The 16,682-nt window shown below is 63.2% G+C and carries 14 protein-coding genes; 3 read left to right on the top strand and 11 right to left on the bottom strand.

Annotated elements, in window-relative coordinates:
• Positions 1-301 precede the first annotated feature (301 nt).
• The gene (locus OC446_RS10465) at positions 302-871 is read right to left on the bottom strand and encodes an NADPH-dependent FMN reductase (protein ID WP_262028963.1); all 570 of its coding nucleotides are present in this window, start codon (positions 869-871) and stop codon (positions 302-304) included.
• Positions 872-1,132: 261 nt separating this feature from the next.
• Here OC446_RS10465 and OC446_RS10460 point away from each other — a divergent pair, with 261 nt between their 5' ends.
• A complete protein-coding gene (locus tag OC446_RS10460; RefSeq protein ID WP_262028962.1) occupies positions 1,133-3,100 on the top strand; it encodes a PAS domain-containing sensor histidine kinase in 1,968 nt (655 codons plus the stop codon).
• 6 nt (positions 3,101-3,106) lie between these two features.
• On the opposite strand, the gene OC446_RS10455 is transcribed toward OC446_RS10460, so the two are convergent.
• Complete coding sequence (locus tag OC446_RS10455) at positions 3,107-4,096, bottom strand: L,D-transpeptidase (RefSeq protein ID WP_262028961.1); 990 nt, start codon at positions 4,094-4,096, stop codon at positions 3,107-3,109.
• A 64-nt stretch (positions 4,097-4,160) separates the two neighbouring features.
• On the bottom strand, positions 4,161-4,937 hold the full coding sequence (locus OC446_RS10450) for an extensin family protein (protein WP_262028960.1): 777 nt from the start codon (positions 4,935-4,937) through the stop codon (positions 4,161-4,163).
• 132 nt (positions 4,938-5,069) lie between these two features.
• On the opposite strand from OC446_RS10450, the gene OC446_RS10445 reads away from it, so the two are divergent.
• Entirely contained in the window at positions 5,070-5,594 is a 525-nt protein-coding gene (locus tag OC446_RS10445; RefSeq protein WP_262028959.1) for a hypothetical protein, read from the top strand.
• A gap of 168 nt (positions 5,595-5,762) precedes the next feature.
• Positions 5,763-8,039 carry a CDC48 family AAA ATPase gene (locus OC446_RS10440; RefSeq protein ID WP_262028958.1) on the top strand — a complete coding sequence of 759 codons (2,277 nt, stop codon included), beginning with the start codon at positions 5,763-5,765 and terminating at the stop codon, positions 8,037-8,039.
• 121 nt (positions 8,040-8,160) lie between these two features.
• Here OC446_RS10440 and OC446_RS10435 read toward each other — a convergent pair whose 3' ends face one another.
• The 8 genes from OC446_RS10435 to OC446_RS10400 form a co-directional block, all read right to left on the bottom strand.
• A complete protein-coding gene (locus OC446_RS10435; RefSeq protein ID WP_262028957.1) occupies positions 8,161-8,598 on the bottom strand; it encodes a hypothetical protein in 438 nt (145 codons plus the stop codon).
• 311 nt (positions 8,599-8,909) lie between these two features.
• The gene (locus tag OC446_RS10430; protein ID WP_262028956.1) at positions 8,910-9,797 is read right to left on the bottom strand and encodes a DMT family transporter; all 888 of its coding nucleotides are present in this window, start codon (positions 9,795-9,797) and stop codon (positions 8,910-8,912) included.
• The gene (locus OC446_RS10425) at positions 9,794-10,732 is read right to left on the bottom strand and encodes a helix-turn-helix domain-containing GNAT family N-acetyltransferase (RefSeq protein ID WP_262028955.1); all 939 of its coding nucleotides are present in this window, start codon (positions 10,730-10,732) and stop codon (positions 9,794-9,796) included. Before OC446_RS10425 ends, OC446_RS10430 begins: the two co-directional genes overlap by 4 nt.
• A gap of 202 nt (positions 10,733-10,934) precedes the next feature.
• A complete protein-coding gene (locus OC446_RS10420) occupies positions 10,935-11,939 on the bottom strand; it encodes an ABC transporter ATP-binding protein (RefSeq protein WP_262028954.1) in 1,005 nt (334 codons plus the stop codon).
• Positions 11,936-12,928 carry an ABC transporter ATP-binding protein gene (locus tag OC446_RS10415; RefSeq protein ID WP_262028953.1) on the bottom strand — a complete coding sequence of 331 codons (993 nt, stop codon included), beginning with the start codon at positions 12,926-12,928 and terminating at the stop codon, positions 11,936-11,938. Before OC446_RS10415 ends, OC446_RS10420 begins: the two co-directional genes overlap by 4 nt.
• A gap of 11 nt (positions 12,929-12,939) precedes the next feature.
• Positions 12,940-13,893 carry an ABC transporter permease gene (locus OC446_RS10410; protein WP_262028952.1) on the bottom strand — a complete coding sequence of 318 codons (954 nt, stop codon included), beginning with the start codon at positions 13,891-13,893 and terminating at the stop codon, positions 12,940-12,942.
• A gap of 10 nt (positions 13,894-13,903) precedes the next feature.
• The gene (locus OC446_RS10405; protein WP_262028951.1) at positions 13,904-14,884 is read right to left on the bottom strand and encodes an ABC transporter permease; all 981 of its coding nucleotides are present in this window, start codon (positions 14,882-14,884) and stop codon (positions 13,904-13,906) included.
• 104 nt (positions 14,885-14,988) lie between these two features.
• Positions 14,989-16,539 (bottom strand): ABC transporter substrate-binding protein, encoded by a 1,551-nt coding sequence (locus tag OC446_RS10400; RefSeq protein ID WP_410055057.1) that lies wholly within the window; start codon positions 16,537-16,539, stop codon positions 14,989-14,991.
• Positions 16,540-16,682: the final 143 nt, after the last annotated feature.

Raw genomic sequence — 16,682 nt, 5'->3', positions numbered from 1 at the left:
GACGAGCAGTTCGGCTCTCACCTTCACCACTAGAGATCGAGCCGGGCTGCCCGACACGCCTCCCTCGACCACCGATGAGGCTCGCAGCGCAAGCTGCGGGCCCCAAGGTGCTGGCTCTTTGACATCAATAAGCATCACCCGCCGCGTCATGGCCTCCCCGGACTTGATCCGGGAAGCCGTGCCGGCCCTCCCGATCCGAAGAGCGCCGTGCCTTCCCGCGTTGCGATCACCGGCACGTCCCTAATCACGTCTAGGCGGCTGAGGACGTGCCCGATCAATGGCCGTCCGGGTTCTCACCTCCTCAAGGCGCGGTCTGCCGAGCCGACCGGACATAGGCCGTGAAGCCCGCGAGATACTGGCGCAGCTGCTCCTCGATCTTCTGATCGGCCAAGGTGCCGTCCTGGTTGAAGACTGTCTGGGCGCGCGACACCATCAGGCGGCCGCCGGCCCAGAAGTCCGTCCGCAGTGTCCGCAGAACCGGAAGCCATGCGTTCTGGGACAGAATCGTCCCGAACCCGCCCGGCGAGGCGCCGATTACGGCTACGGGCTTTCCGCCAAAGACGCGCTTGATGTCCGCATCCGGCCGGGACAGCCAGTCGATGGCATTCTTGAACACGCCGGGAATGGAATTGTTGTATTCCGGGGTCACAAGAAGCAAACCGTCCGCAGCCGCGATGGCGTCCTTCAACTCCGTGACCCGCTGAGGGATGCCCTCCTCGGCTTCCACATCGGCGTCGTAAAGCGGAATTCCGCGGATCGTTTCGACGATGAGCTCCGCATCCTCGGGCATCAGCCTGGCGGCATTTCGCAGCAGCGCGGTATTGTACGAGGCTTGGCGCAGGCTTCCCGAGAGACCTATCAGCTTCGTCACATCGACCTCATTTCCTTGCGAGAGTCCGGACCATGCTCGGCTCCCGGAGCACTCTCCCAAGGCTACCGGTTGGGTGCAAGCCCAGTCAAACGCGACGGCCCGGCGATCCATCGAATCAATGCCGCGTCCCCCATTTCAAACCAGGGCCTAGAAAAAGGAGGACTTCGTTTCATATGTGGCTTATGGACCCCAAAGCCTCCTGCCGAACTTCCTACTTTTCATGAACACTGTCCTTGTCTGCGTGCCGAGCGAGCCCACCCGATGCAGGAGCGTGTAAACCCTGGCCCCGACTTCCTCGCCCTTGAGGGAGCCATGGGTGAGCGCATTCGCCGCCACGATTGGGCGGCCACGCCCCTCGGTCCCATCGAGACATGGCCGCAATCCCTGCGCACAGCCGTGAGCATCATGCTCCACTCGAAGTTCCCGACCTACCTGCTTTGGGGTCAGGAGCTGACGAGTGTGTACAACGACGCGTACGCGCCCGTGCTGGGCTCCAAACCGGACGCCCTGGGGCGGCGATTTCGCGACGTGTGGGCGGAAGCCTGGGACACGGTCGGCCCGATTGCCGAAAATGCGCTTCTCGGACAGGGCAGCTACTTCGAAGACCTGCCGATTGTCCTGGAGCGCAAGGGCTATCCCGAGCAGACATGGTGGACATTCTCCTACAGTCCAATCCACGACGAGACGGGCGGCGTTGGCGGCATCCTGTGTGTCGTGCATGACACGACCTCGAAAGTGCTCAGCGAGCGCCGCCTTGAGTTTCTCGTTCGCTTGAGCGACCGTCTGCGTGGGCTGAATGAGCCGATCGAGGTGATCACAGCCGCGCAGGAAATGCTCGGCCTTCATCTTCAAGCCAGCCGCGTCGGCTATGGCGAGGTCGAAGCGACGGCCCGCTATTTTACGACGGAGCGCAACTGGACGGACGGCTCGGTTGCTCATCAGACCGGAACCCACGACCTCGCGGCGTTCGGGCCGGACATCCACGGTGCCCTCAAGCGCGGTGAGACGCTCGTGGTCCATGACGCAGCTGCGGACCCGCGCACCAACTCACCCGAACACCGTGCCGCCTTTGCGTCTCTCGAATTCTCCTCCGTGGTCACGGTCAGCCTGATCAAGCGCGGGCGCATGGTGGCGGCCCTCTACGTCCATCACAAGGAGCCGAGGCTCTGGAGTTCCGGCGAGGTCAAGCTCATCGAGGATGTGGCCGAGCGAACCTGGGATGCGGTCGAGCGGCTTCGGTCGGAGGCGGCCCTGCGCAAGAGCGAGGAACGGCTCCAGCTCGCTCTGGATGCCGCGAGCGTCGTCGGAACCTGGGACTGGGACATACAATCCGATCTCGTCTATGCGGACGAGCGCTTCGCTTCCCTTTATGGGGTGGATCCGGAGACCGCTGCAGCGGGAACCCCGATTGCCGACTTCATCGGCGGCATCCACCCGGACGACCGCGGCCGAATGCAAGACCTGATTAAGCGGAGCCTGGAAACAAGCGAGAGCTTGGCCGCCGAGTACCGCACGATCGACAAGAACGGGCGGCTCCACTGGGTCTTCGCACAGGGACGCTGCTATCGCGCGGCCGGCCAGCCCGTCAGGTTTCCGGGCATATCGGTCGACATCACCGAGAGGAAGAAGGCCGAGGAGCACCGGGAGCTTCTGATCAATGAGCTGAACCATCGGGTGAAGAACACCCTGGCGACCGTTCAGTCCATTGCCTCTCAAACGCTCCGCAACTCTGACAATCCGGAAGCCGCCCGTACGGCCATGGAAGCTCGCCTGCTTGCGCTGTCCCGCGCCCATGACGTGCTCACGCGGGAGAACTGGGAAGGCGCTGGCCTGATCGAGATCGTCAGGGGCGCCATGGCTCCCTATCGCCACGAGCGCGAGAACCGCCTCCATATGGAAGGACCGGATGTGCGCCTGTCGCCGCGCATGGCGCTCGCGATCGCGATGGCCTTGCAGGAGCTGGCCACCAACGCGGTCAAATACGGCGCTCTCTCGAATAGCGGTGGAGAAGTCCGGGTGGCGTGGCTGGTCACGCAGACCAGCGAGAAGCGCCTGCATCTCACCTGGTCCGAAAGCGGAGGACCGACGGTCGCGATCCCTCAAAAGCGCGGCTTCGGCACCCGCCTGATCGAGAGAAGCCTCGCCCAGGACCTCAATGGCGAAGTGCAGATCACGTTCGCCCCGGCCGGCGTCATCTGCACGGTGGATGCGCCGATCGCGCCGGCCTGAGAACGTTCAGTCGATGAAATCGACCGGCGTACCCTTCTCGACCATCTTGGACAGGGCCTCCACGTCCCAATTCGTCAGCCTCACGCAGCCGTGGGAATAGGCTTTGCCGACCTTCTCCGGTTCCGGCGTCCCATGGATGCCGTAAGATTCGATGGAAAGGTCGATCCAGGTGCTGCCGACGGGATTGTTCGGCCCTGGCTTGATCTCGAACTTCTCCTTCGACTTGACGCCCTTGAACGCGTAATCCGGATTGTACGTGTAGTTCGGGTTCGGCGCCACGGCGCGAACCTTGAACGATCCGCTGGGCGCCGGCTTCTCCTCGCTGCCGATGGATGCCGGATAGGTGGCGACGACGGATCCCTCTTTGTTGACGACGCGGACCATGTGCTCGCTCTTCACGACCTCGATCTTCGCGGCCTTCTCCACCTTGCCCGAGCCGGACGTCTTAGCCTCCACGTTTGCGACGAGGATGGACGTTCCGGCCTTGTCGAAGGATTTGCCCGGATTCAGCGCCTTGAGCAGATCCGTATCCATGTGAAACTTCTCGGACAGAAGCTCCTCCGCGCTCGAATATCCGAGGTGATCGAGCTTGGCTTGTTCCTCCATCTTCTCCGGGATGGCGACGAAGGGACCTTTCACGTCCTCGGCCGTGATCGTGTACTCGATCAGGGCGGGATCGGACGACGTCTCGTTGAGCTTGGCCCATGATTTCTCGTCGAGCCCTTCATCGCTCTTGAGATCGTGCGCAGCGTCGAAGGCCTTGATCGCGTTGCGCAGGTTCTCGCCATCATGCCCGTCGATGACGCCGGGCGAGAAACGGGCCCGGTCGAGCAGAACCTGTGCCTTGACGAGGGCCGGATCGATCTCCTTGCTCTTGCCGGTTTCGGCCGACCACGCGGCACTGTTCACAGTTTCCAGATTCAACGTCTGAGGAGCCGCAATAGCCGGACTCAACAGACACACGATCCCAAGGGCAACAGACGCAACGCGTTTCATGACGAACTCCACCGGCAATGTCGTGCACAGAAAAGGCGCTGGCGGCGTCCTCTGTTCCATGGATCTACTGGCAGATCCTGTAATCGCCCTTGCGCTGGCGCAGATCGAGATGGAGGTGGTCGCCGTGGTCTGAATCCGAGCCGGGCCCGAGCACCGTGTTGAAGATCGGACATGCGGCCTTCCGGATTGTCGATTGGAATGTCGCCTCCGGAGAATTCTCCTCGTGGCTGCCGATCGTCAGCGTAGGCCGCTTGGCGAATTCGAACCCCATGACGTCGAGGCCGTTGCCGAAAGCATGCTCGCTCAGCTTCGCTCCGTTGCGCTGGTCACGGCATTGGTAGGACGTGCCGATCAGGAGCTTCGTCGGCGCGCTCTGGAATTGACGCTCGGCCTCGGGAGCGACCGTGTCGCTCATCCAACGGGTGATGCTCTCGGCCACCGGGCACCCCATGAGCGACGCGGGCACGACAGTCACCCCGTTGGGCAAGGCGGAGACCAGAACAGGGTTCTCGATCGCGCAGTTGTTCTCCTTTACCGGCGGACGGCTCTCGAAGCGCAGCCCGAGTTCGGTGAGACGCTTGAGACAGGCATCGTCGGCCTCGCTTCGGGCCTGGGCCTTCTGTTCGGACGGCGCTTCCGTCTCCGGCGCTTTCTCGGCACTCGGTTCCGGCGTGGCGGGACCATCCGGCCGCGGCGGCGGCAAAGGCGGCGGCTCGGCCGGGCGATCGGGCCTGGGCGGAGGCAGCGGCGGCGCCGGCTCCTGGGCCCAGACGGCGGAAGCGAGCACCAGAGCTCCTATGATGCCTACAATCCGAACCGGCGTGCGGCAACCGCGATCCATGCCGCCTCCTACTCTCAAGCTACCTCTGCCTATAACCCCCATGCGCCAAGGTTGGGTTCCATACTGAGTCTTCATGGCGGCTTGCTCTCAGGGCGCGACGCTCCACAATGGGAGGATCAGAGGAGGGCCGTCATGAGGGCATTTCCGGTGACGCATATCGATTCCGCTACGAGCCTGTCGCTCGTTTCGACCTTGAGCGGGGAGCACGGGAGCCCCCGCACGAAGCGCGTCGCGGAGCTGGTGGAACGTATCGCCAAGCTTCGCACCGAACTTGGCGAAGCAGAGGCAGCTTTGGAGCTTGAGAAGACCCGAGTGCCGGCGGCAGGCGATTTCGTCCGCTGTCCCCTCACCCGCTTCTTCGGGCAGGTCACCAAGGTCACGCCCCGGCCCAACGGCAGGCCATGGGTGGAGATCGTCCCCTATCTCGGCCCGAACCTTCCCGGCCACTCGTCCATGGACTTGTTCGACAGTTGGGAATTGATCGACGTACCGGCGGATGACGTCTCCGAAGCGAATGCCGAGGGCTCCTTGAAGCTTCCGACCATAGCGCCGTTCATGCCGATGACCGGCGTCCTGCCCGCCCAGCACTCCGTAGAGGTCGAGGTGGAAGAAGCGCTCAAGCAGCTCTGGGCACCTCCGAGCCGGGCCACCGCGTAGCGTCGCGCCTGCAGGGCTGCGCCTGCAACAATTCCAGGTATGTGGCGTTGGCCCTGCGGTTTCGCCGCCTGCGAAGCCTGAACGCGTGGCACTCGGGAAGCCTTGGGACGCGTGCCCTTCCCCTCACCTGCCACCGCATCGGAAGCGCACGAACAAGGGATGACAGCCATGGCAGACGATGGGCAGAGTGTACGCCTTCAGGTCGCGAATGCCCGGTCGGACGATTCGGGCCGGGGCCTCGCACGCATGAGCCGGCAGGCCCTTGCCGAGATCGGCATCCAGGAAGGCCAAGCTGTCGAAATCGTCGGCAAGCGTCACACCACGGCCATCGCCGTCACGCCCTACCCTGAGGATGAAGGCCTGAACATCATTCGCCTCGACGGCCTGCAGCGTGTTAACGCGGGCGTAGGCAGCGGCGATCACGTGGAGGTGAAGCGCGCGGACGTGCGCGCGGCGACCCGCGTCGTGCTCGCCCCTGCCCAGAAGGGGCTGCGCCTCCAGGGCTCGGGCGACGCACTGAAGAGGACCTTCTACCAGCGCCCCCTGGCGGCGGGCGACGTGATTTCCACCTCGGTCTATTCGCAGCGCTCGTCAGGCCAGCGGCTGCCGGAGGAGATGCGAGGCTTTCTCAACATTCCGGCCTACGGCTTGCAGGAGATCCGCCTCGTCGTGGTCTCCACCCAGCCGCGCGGCATCGTGCATGTGACAGCCGAGACCGAGATCGAACTTCGACCGCAATTCGAGGAGCCGCGCGAGGCGCGCCGCGCCGATGTGACCTATGATGATATCGGCGGTCTCGGCAGCACGGTCGATCAGGTCCGCGAGATGGTGGAGCTGCCGCTTCGCCACCCGGAGCTCTTCCAGCGCCTTGGCATCGATCCGCCGAAAGGCGTCCTGCTCTACGGGCCTCCCGGTACCGGCAAGACTAGGCTGGCGCGAGCCGTCGCCAACGAGACGGAGGCGCAGTTCTTCCATATCGCCGGCCCCGAAATCATGGGCAGTCACTACGGCGAATCCGAGCAGCGGCTGCGGCAGGTCTTCCAGGAAGCGCAGCAGAACGCTCCCGCGATCATCTTCATCGACGAGATCGACAGCATTGCGCCCAAGCGCGAAGAGGTCACGGGTGAAGTCGAGCGGCGGATCGTGGCCCAGTTGCTCACGCTCATGGACGGCCTGGAGCCGCGCCAGAACATCGTGGTGATCGGCGCAACGAACCGGCGCGAGGCGATTGACGAGGCCCTTCGCCGTCCGGGCCGCTTCGACCGGGAGATCGTCATCGGCGTGCCGGACGAGTCCGGACGCCGGGAGATCCTTGGCATCCACACCCGCGGCATGCCCCTGGCCGAGGACGTGAACCTGGAAGACATCGCCCGCACGACCTACGGCTTCGTCGGCGCCGATCTGGCCGCACTGGCCCGGGAAGCGGCCATGGATTCCCTGCGACGCATCCTTCCTGGCATTAATCTCAAGGACGGGATCCCTTCTAACGTGCTCGAGAGCCTGCAGGTCACCCGGCAGGATTTCATGAACGCCATGAAGCGCGTTCAGCCCTCGGCCCTGCGCGAGATCATGATCCAGGTGCCCAACGTGACCTGGGATGATATCGGCGGCGTCGAAGAGGCTCGCACCCGGTTGCGCGAGGGCGTGGAACTGCCGCTCAAGAGCCCGGAGTCCTTCCGTCGCCTCGGCATCCGCCCGGCCAAGGGTTTCCTACTGTTCGGGCCTCCCGGCACCGGCAAGACGCTCCTGGCGAAAGCGGTCGCCCGCGAAGCCCAGGCCAATTTCGTGGCGACGAAATCCTCCGACCTTCTGTCGAAATGGTACGGCGAATCCGAACAGCAGGTATCCCGCCTCTTCGCCCGCGCCCGTCAGGTCGCGCCGACCGTGATCTTCATCGACGAGATCGACTCCCTTGCTCCCGTCCGCGGCGGCGGCCTGGGTGAGCCCGCCGTGACGGAGCGGGTCGTCAACACGATCCTGGCGGAGATGGACGGCCTCGAGGAGCTGCAGGGCGTCGTCGTCATGGCGGCCACCAACAGGCCGAACCTCATTGACCCCGCCCTGCTCCGGCCGGGCCGTTTCGATGAGCTGATTTACGTGCCAGTTCCCGACGCGCAGGGACGCCGGCATATCCTGGGCATCCACACCAAGACCATGCCTCTCGGACCGGACGTCGATCTGGATGCCATCGCCGAACGGACGAGTCGCTTCACTGGGGCCGACCTCGAGGATCTCACGCGCCGTGCGGGCCTCCTGGCCTTGAGGGAATCGCTCCAGGCAGAGCACGTGACCATGGCCCATTTCGAGCAGGCCCTGCGCGAGACCCGTCCGTCCGTTACACCGGAGATGGAGCGGGAGTATGAGGATATGCTCCGGACCCTCAAGCAGGAAGGACCGCAGCGTCAGTCGATCGGCTTCCTTCCTCTCAGGCAGGCGGCCGAATAATCTCCGGCTCGCGACGAACGAAACCCCATGGCAGGTGGTTCCTGCCATGGGGTTTCGCTTTGATGCGCTCACAAAAAAGCGCGGGCGTTGCAGCCCGCGCCTTTCATCGATGAGTCGTTGCTTAGTAGCCGCAGGACACGGGGATGCGGGTGTCCCGGGTGTTCGGGTCCAGAACCGTGCGGCACGGCACGCCGTTCACCGTGCGGATCTCATGCGGAGCCGCATAGGGGTCGGGCGAAGCCATCGGCATGGGAGCCGCCATCATGGGGCCAACCGGCGCGGGAACGATGCTGCCCGTCGTCACGACGTCTCCACCCATCGGGGCCACGACACCGCTCACCTGACCGGCGCAGGCGATCGGGATACGGGTATCACGGGTGTTGGGATCCAGGATCGTGCGGCAGGGAACGCCGTTGATCATGCGGATTTCATGCGGAGCGGCCTCCGGGAAGAGCGAGCCGGGCGTTCCGGAAATCGCCGGGGAGGACTGCGCAAGAGCGGCACCCATGCCGCCGAGGACCATAAATCCAGCGCCAGCGAAAATCGCGAGCTTCTTCATCAGTATCTCCAGTGCTTTCATTGAGAATGGCTGTTCGCCATGTAAGACAGAGACTAAACGCGCTCGAAGCAGATCGTTTCCAAAGCACATTCCACCACACAGAGTTGTGATTGTCGCACCAGAATAAAGCGAAGCTTCTTCACAGCTACGCTTTTGAGCTGCATTTTTTGAGATCTACAATATTTTACTCATTCGAATGAACATCGGTCGCCATCGTAATCTTACGATATGCGCAATAGAGGCTGAAATCCGATTGTCGTTTCAGGTCGTTCGGACGGGCGCGGAGACCGTGAGCACCTGAAACTCCGCCTCTAACCGAGAGGCCGCCGGCCCCGTGTGGCAAGCCAGAGCCCGGCCGCGACGCCGATGAGCCCGAACAGGACGCCGAACGTCAAAGGCTCCCCGAGAAGCCAGACGCCGAGGAGTGCAGCCGTGAGCGGGCTCAACGAGAGGAACACCGTGACCCGGGTCGGGGTGGTGTGCTTGAGCGCCCAGAGCCAGAGAACGTACCCGATCCCGCTCGAAAGACCGATGAACAAAACCACGATCCACCCGAATGACGCGAGGGTCGCTCCCTCGGTGAAAAGCCCCTCCACACCGGCGGGCACGGCGAGGAAAACGACCGAGGCCAGCATGGCCCAGGCGCCGACCGGCAGGGTCGGATAACGGACGAGGTAAGGTCGGTAGAGCACCGAGCATACGGCGCCACACAGGGCGGCTGCGAGCACCAGCAGCGCGCCCAACCATTCTTCGCTTGCGCTTTGTACACTCAGCCGCTCGCCCAAGGCCATGCCGACGCCGATGATCGTCAGGATGACGCCGGCGACTTTCGTCGGGCTGAGATCTTCCCGTCTAAGGAGCGCCGCGATGATCATGGTCATCAGCGGAAAGGTCGAGAACAGCAGTGCCGCCCGAGTAGACGAGATGAACCTGAGCCCGAGATTGAGAAGCGCGATTAGGATGCCGAACTGAACAATGCCCAGCCCCATGACGACCACAAGATCGCGAGCGGCGAACCGGACCCGCGCGCTCATCAGCAAGGGCGGAACGAGGCAGAGAACAGCGATGGCGTAGCGCAGGAAGGCCAGCGAAGCCGGGCCGATGTCCTGGACCACGAAGCGCGTTGCCACCATGGCGGCGCCGACCTGGACTCCCGTCGCGGCGGCCGCCATCAGGGCAAGCGCCTCCGGGCGCCTCACAGGTCCAGGTCCCAGGTCTGCCCAACGAGGTCCTTGCCGAAGGAACGGTGCGCCTCTTCCTTCACCAGCCTGAAGCCAGCCGCACGATAGATGCCGCACGCCGCCACGAGCACATCGTTCGTCCACAGGGTCAACGTCCTGTAGCCTTTCTCCCTGGCGAAACCGATGCACTCATCGACAAGCCGGCGCCCAAGGCCGAGCCCTCTGGCGGAAAGCTCCACGTAGAGCAGCCGGAGCTTCGCAACCTCGCCGGACGAGCGCACGAGGAAGACACTGCCGACGATCTCTCCCTCCCGCTCGGCGATCCAGCAACGTTCCCATTGCGGATCGAAATTCTTGACGAAGGACGCGGCGATTTCCGCCACCAGGGCCTCGAAGGTCTCATCCCAGCCATATTCCTGGGCGTAGAGCAGCCCTTGGCGGTGCGCGATCCAACCGATGTCTCCAATCCGGTGAGGCCGAAGGCTGTAGGCAGGATCAGAGTTCGGGCCATCGCCGACCAGACGCTCGACCGCGGCCATGGATTGGACGAGACGCTCCCTCTCGCCGGGAGAGAGTTCAGACAGCATGGCGGCCACCTGGGTTGCGGATGCCTGGTTCAGCGGCCCGAAGGCGGCAAAGCCCTGCTCCGTTAGGGACAGAAGAAGCTGGCGCCGGTCGTCCTGAGACGGCGTGCGCCGGAGCAAGCCTTTGGCGTCGAACCGCTTGAGCAGGCGGCTGAGGTAGCCGGCATCGAGTCCGAGGTCTCGCCCCAGGTCGGCGGCGGTCACCGGGTTGCCATGGGCCAGTTCGTAGAGCACCCGCGCTTCCGTGAGAGAGAACGCGCTCTCCAGCAGCCCCTCGTTCAACAGGCCGATATGGCGCGTGTAGAAGCGATTGAAGCTCCTTACCTTCTCGATCTGCTCGTCCGTCGGAGGTTTCGACTTGTGGGACATGGCGGCCTCCCTACGAAGGAGATTCCCGCATATTGTTGACTTAGTCAACTATTTCACTGATCGGGTTTCTTGGTCCTGGTAAGCTCCAGCGCGTCACCGCCGGGCTCGTGCCGGTGGCTCCTGATCGGAAGGCCGCAGCGCTCGACTAAAGCGAGATGGCCGGGACAAGCCCGGCCATGACATGAGGGATATTACTGGCCGTCTACGCCGCCGCGTCGATCGCCAAACGTCCCTCGTGGATCGCGTGGCAGGCCACTCCCCCGACCAGGGGCGGGATCTCGGCGCGGCACCGGTCATTGGCAAAGGGACAGCGCGGATTGAAGGCGCATCCGGTCGGCGGGTTGATCGGGTTTGGGATTTCGCCGCTCACGGGAATGCGCTGACGCCCCGTCATGCCCACATCCGGCACCGCATCCAGCAGCATGCGGGTATAGGGATGCTTCGGATGGGCGAAGAGTTCGCGCCCATTGGAGATCTCGACGATGCGTCCGAGATACATCACGCCGATGCGGCTCGCCATGTGGCGCACCACGGCGAGGTTGTGGCTGATGAACAGATAGGTCAGTCCCAGGCGATCCTGCAGGTCGCGCATGAGGTTCAGGATCTGGGCCTGGACGGACACGTCCAGGGCTGATGTCGGCTCGTCGCAGACGATGAACTCCGCATTGGACGCGAGCGCGCGCGCAATGGCGATGCGCTGGCGCTGGCCGCCGGAGAATTCATGCGGATATTTCCGACCGTCGGCCGGATGCAATCCGACCAGCGACAGGAGCTCGCCCACCCGGTCTGCAATGTCCTTCTCGCTCTCGATCAGGCGGAAGGCCCGGATCGGCTCGGCGACGATGCGATCAACCTGCCAGCGGGGATTGAGGCTGGCGTAGGGATCCTGGAAGATCATCTGAATGCGGCGCCGCAGGCGCTGCCGCTCGGCGGAAGCGGCTTTGCTCGACATGGAGACGCCGTCGATCATCACCTCCCCGCTCGTGGGCGGCAGGAGGCCGACGACCATCCGGGCCACAGTCGACTTGCCCGAGCCGGACTCGCCAACGAGGGCGAAGGTCTCGCCCTTGGCGATGTTGAAGGAGACGCCATCGACCGCCTTCAGGTACTGCTTCTCGCCCCCCTCCAGCACCCGGTTGAGCCAGGGCTTGGAGACGTCGAACACGCGGCGCAGGTCTTTGACTTCGACGTAAGAGTTCTCGGTCACGCGACGACCTCCGACCGGACGGAAGATTGATCGTAAAGATGGCAGGCGACGCGATGCTCGCTGTGCTGAACGGGCTCGGGCCGCTCGACCCGACAGCGGTCGAACACGAAGGGGCAGCGCGGATTGAAGGCGCATCCGGGCGGAATGGCCGAGAGCCGCGGCATCGAGCCTGGGATCTGCACGAGGCGATCTGTATCGCTCTCGAGGGACGGGATCGCGCCCATCAGACCCTTGGCGTAAGGATGGAGCGGATTCTGCACCACCTCGCGCACGGGCCCGATCTCCGCGATGCGGCCCGCATACATGACGGCGACCCGATCGGCTGTCTCGGCGATCACGCCCATGTCGTGCGTCACCAGCATAATGGCCGTGCCGTGCTCGCGCCCGAGCCGCTTCAGCAATGCGATGATCTGCGCCTGAACCGAGACGTCGAGTGCGGTCGTCGGTTCGTCAGCGATGATGAGTTCCGGCTCGGCGCAGAGCGCCAGAGCGATCACGACACGCTGGCGCATGCCACCTGAAAACTCATGTGGGTAGCTGTCGATCCGCTTGTCGGGCGCGGGAATGCCGACTTCGGCCAGCAATTCGATGGCGCGTTTCCTAGCGCCGGAGGCCGAGAGATTTGTATGCGTGCGGATGGTCTCGATCAGTTGCTCGCTGACCCGGTAGAGCGGGTTGAGGCTGGTGAGCGGATCCTGGAAGATCATGCCGATGCGCTTGCCGCGTACCTTACGCATTTCCTCCGGCGGAAGATTGTCGATGCGAAGCCCCGACAGGAGAACCTCGCCACCGGCGATCCGACCGGGCGGGTCGATGAGGCCGATGACGGCGGATCCCGTCACCGACTTGCCGGCGCCGGATTCACCGACCACGCCGAGCACCTCGCCCTTGGCGATGTCGAAGGAAATGCCATCGATGGCCTTCAGGATGCCGCGCCGGGTGACGAACTCGACGCGCAGGTCGCGGACGGAGAGGACAGGTTGAGCCATGAGCGATCCTCTCACCGCAGCTTCGGATTGAGCGCATCGCGGAGCCAATCGCCCAGGAGATTGATGGCGAGCACCAGCAACGCGAGGGCAACACCGGGAAAGGCAATGATCCACCACTCGCCGGAGAACAGGTAGTTGTTGCCGATACGGATGAGGGTGCCGAGCGAAGGCATCGTCTCGGGCATGCCGGTGCCAAGGAACGACAGGGTCGCCTCGGTGATGATCGCGAGCGCGAGATTGATGGTGGCGATGACGAGCACGGGACCGAGCACATTGGGCAAGACGTGCCGGAACATGATCACTGGCGCAGGCAGGCCGATGAGCTTCGCGGCTGCGATGTAGTCCTTGTTCTTCTCCACCATGACGGAACCGCGCACCGTGCGGGCATATTGCACCCAGAAACTCAGGCCGATGGAGAAAACCAGCACCGAGAGGGTCGTCATCCCATCGAGCTGCCCGCCGAGCACGGATTTCACCACGCCGTCGACGAGAAGCGCGATGAGGATGGCCGGGAATGTGAGCTGGACGTCGGCAACGCGCATGATGATCGCATCCGTGGTGCCGCCCACATAACCCGCGATGAGGCCAAGCGCGATGCCGAGCGTGGCCGAGAAGGCCACGCCCAAAAATCCGACGGCGAGCGAGATCCGCAGGCCGTAGAGAATGGCCGAGAAGATGTCGCGCCCTTGCTCGTCCGTGCCGAGCAGGAAGGGCGCCTGCCCTTCCGCATCCCAGAGCGGCGGCAACCGGCTGTTCAGCAGATCGAGCTGCGCCGGATCGAAGGGATCCTGCGGCGCGAGGCCAGCGAGAACGGCCGCCGCCATGAACAGGAACGTCACGAAGGCTGCGACCATCGTCAGCTTGGATCGCTTGAAGCTGGCCCAGATATCGCTGTCGAGAAAACGGCCGGCCCATGTCGTCGGCTGCGCCTGAGGCGCGGGCGCCGCTTGAATTGCTTCCGCCATCTCTGCCTCCTCAGGCCGGCTGCCGGATCGACGTCCTCAGGCGAGGATCGACGATGGTGTAGAGGATATCGACCGCGAGATTGATCGCCACGAAGATGAGCGCCACGAGCATCAGGTAGGCAGCCATGATCGGGATATCGACGTTCTGCACGGCCTGGACGAACAGCAGGCCCATGCCCGGCCACTGGAACACGGTCTCCGTGATGATCGCGAAGGCGATCACAGAGCCGAACTGCAGGCCCACGATGGTGATGACAGGCACCAGGGTGTTCTTGAGTGCATGTCCAAAATGGATCGCCCGGGTCGTCAGCCCCCTCGCCCGCGCGAACTTGATATAGTCGGTGCGCAACACCTCCAACATCTCGGCCCGAACGATGCGCATGATCAGCGTCATCTGAAACAGACCTAGCGTGATCGACGGCATGATGAGCGCCTTCAGGCCCGACAGGGTGAGAAGCCCGGTCGACCACCAGCCGATCTTCACGGTGTCGCCACGCCCGTAGGACGGCAGCCATCCGAGCGTGACCGAGAAGAGATAGATGAGCAGAATGCCGATCAGAAAGGTCGGAAGTGAGATGCCGACAAGGGAGACGGTCTGGAACACCTTCGCAAGCAAACTGTCCCGCTTCAGCCCCGAATAGACACCCATCAGCACGCCGAATCCGGTGGCGAACAGTGTGGCGCACAAAGCCAGCTCGAGCGTCGCCGGCATGCGCTCGGCCAAGAGATCAGCCACAGGCTGCCGGAACTGATAGGAAACCCCGAAATCGCCTTGTGCGGCCTTGGCCAGATAATGGACGAACTGCAATGGCACGGGGTCGTCGAGACCGAGGGACCGACGGACCTGCTCCCTCTCTGCGGCCGGTGTATCGAGCGAGACGATCTGATTGACCGGATCGCCTGCAAAGCGGAACATCGCAAACGAAATGATCCCGACGGCGAAAAGCACACCGATGGCCTGAAGGGCGCGTCGGATAATAAAAGCGAACATTGACAATCTCTTGATCGCACAGGCTCCGGCGAAACCCTCACCGAAGACCTCATAAGGAATTGTCCCGGGCAGCACCCTGCCCGGGACGAGCGATCAGGCGCGCATTACTCTTTCGTGGCCCAATACAGCAGTACCGAGTTGTCAGCCCGCTGGCTGAGCTTCACCTTGTTGGATACGCCCCAAGCCAGCGCCTGCTGATGCAGCGGGATGTAGCCATACTCGTCAAAGGTGATCTGGAAGGCCTCCTTGATCATCTGGTCGCGCTTCTCCTTGTTGCTTTCGACCAGGATCTTGTCCGTCAGTTCATCGTGCTTCTTGTTGCAGAAGTTGCCGAGGTTCGACTCGCCGCGGGACGATTGCGGATTGTCGCGGCAGCCTTCGATATCATGCAGCACGTTGTGGCTGTCGAACGTGCCCGGCGTCCATCCAAGCAGATAGAAGGAGGTGTTGTAGTTGCCCGACTTCAGCACCTTTCCGAAGTACTGAGCCTTCGGTTGGGCCATCAGGTTCACCTTGACGCCGGCGCGTGCCAGCATGCTGACGACGGCCTGACAGATCGCTTCGTCGTTGACGTAGCGGTCGTTCGGGCAGTCCATCCCAATTTCGAAGCCGTTCGGGTAGCCCGCATCTGCAAGCAGCTTTTTGGCGCCTTCGATATCATACTTCGGACGCACGAAATCCTTCGAGTAAGTGAAGAGGTCCGGCGCGATCATGAGAGCGGAAGGCGTGGACATGCCGCGCATGACACGCGATTTGATGGTTTCGATGTCGATCGCCTTGTAGAAGGCCTCGCGGACACGCTTGTCCTTGAACGGGTTCTTTCCTTTGACATTCGAGAACAACAGCTCGTCGCGCGTCTGATCCATTCCCAGGAAGATCGTACGCAGCTCGGGCCCGGACAGCACCTTCGCATTCGCGCTGCTGTTGACCCGCTGAATGTCCTGCAGCGGAACGGGCTCGATCACGTCCACCTCGCCGGAGAGCAGCGCGGCGACGCGTGTGGCATCCGAACCGATTGGCGTGAAGACGATCTCGTCGAGGTTGTGCTCGGCTTTGTCCCACCATTCCTTGTTGGCTTTGAAGACGGTCTTCACGCCCGGCTGATGGCTTTCGATCTTGAAGGGACCCGTGCCGTTGGCATTGAGGGACGCATAGCTCGGCGTCGTTGCGGCCGCGGGTGTCGGCGATACGGCATTGTTCGCCTCGGCCCATTCCTTATCCAGGATGTACCAGGTATCCCACTGGGAGTTCAGGATCGGGTTCGGGGACTTGAGCTTCACGTCGACGGTATAGTCGTCAACCTTCACCCACTCTGAATTGGTCGGTACGCGAGTCTGGAAATTGGAGCCTTGCGCGCGCACGCGCTCCGCCGAGAAGATCACGTCATCTGCGGTGAAGGGATTGCCATTGTGAAACTTGACGCCCTTGCGCAGGAAAAAGCGCCAGCTCAATCCATCCTCGCTGATCTCCCAGCGCTCGGCGAGGCTGGGCTGGATAGATAGATCCTTGCCGCGCCTCGTCAGCCCCTCATAGACATGGCCAAGATGGGCGTTGGTGGTCGTCTCATTGACCGTATAGGGATCGAGAGATTTCAGATCTCCCTGGTTGGCGTAGCGCAGGGTCACGGCCATCGCCGGAACAGCAACGCCAGCCATGAGCGTTGCAACGGCCGCGACGAGAAACTTCGAACGGATCGTCATAATGTGTCATTCTCCTCTGGGGGCTCGCGTCTTTGCGCGATGTTCTTTTGTCGGAAGCTCGGATTTCCCGTTGTTTCTTCCTTCGGGCATGAAGTTAG

Source organism: Microvirga sp. Mcv34 (assembly GCF_024519725.1).
In the GTDB taxonomy this organism is placed as follows: domain Bacteria; phylum Pseudomonadota; class Alphaproteobacteria; order Rhizobiales; family Beijerinckiaceae; genus Microvirga.
Note: the sequence above shows the minus strand (reverse complement) of the source record. Positions and strands in the feature narration are given on the sequence as shown.

Excerpts from the sequence above, each read along its gene's own strand:
- OC446_RS10410 (WP_262028952.1), bottom strand. The coding sequence starts at position 13,893 with ATGGCGGAAGCAATTCAAGCGGCGCCCGCGCCTCAGGCGCAGCCGACG.
- OC446_RS10460 (WP_262028962.1), top strand. The coding sequence starts at position 1,133 with ATGCAGGAGCGTGTAAACCCTGGCCCCGACTTCCTCGCCCTTGAGGGA.
- OC446_RS10405 (WP_262028951.1), bottom strand. The coding sequence starts at position 14,884 with ATGTTCGCTTTTATTATCCGACGCGCCCTTCAGGCCATCGGTGTGCTT.
- OC446_RS10455 (WP_262028961.1), bottom strand. The coding sequence starts at position 4,096 with ATGAAACGCGTTGCGTCTGTTGCCCTTGGGATCGTGTGTCTGTTGAGT.
- OC446_RS10400 (WP_410055057.1), bottom strand. The coding sequence starts at position 16,539 with ATGGCTGGCGTTGCTGTTCCGGCGATGGCCGTGACCCTGCGCTACGCC.
- OC446_RS10415 (WP_262028953.1), bottom strand. The coding sequence starts at position 12,928 with ATGGCTCAACCTGTCCTCTCCGTCCGCGACCTGCGCGTCGAGTTCGTC.
- OC446_RS10425 (WP_262028955.1), bottom strand. The coding sequence starts at position 10,732 with ATGTCCCACAAGTCGAAACCTCCGACGGACGAGCAGATCGAGAAGGTA.
- OC446_RS10435 (WP_262028957.1), bottom strand. The coding sequence starts at position 8,598 with ATGAAGAAGCTCGCGATTTTCGCTGGCGCTGGATTTATGGTCCTCGGC.
- OC446_RS10445 (WP_262028959.1), top strand. The coding sequence starts at position 5,070 with ATGAGGGCATTTCCGGTGACGCATATCGATTCCGCTACGAGCCTGTCG.
- OC446_RS10440 (WP_262028958.1), top strand. The coding sequence starts at position 5,763 with ATGGCAGACGATGGGCAGAGTGTACGCCTTCAGGTCGCGAATGCCCGG.
- OC446_RS10450 (WP_262028960.1), bottom strand. The coding sequence starts at position 4,937 with ATGGATCGCGGTTGCCGCACGCCGGTTCGGATTGTAGGCATCATAGGA.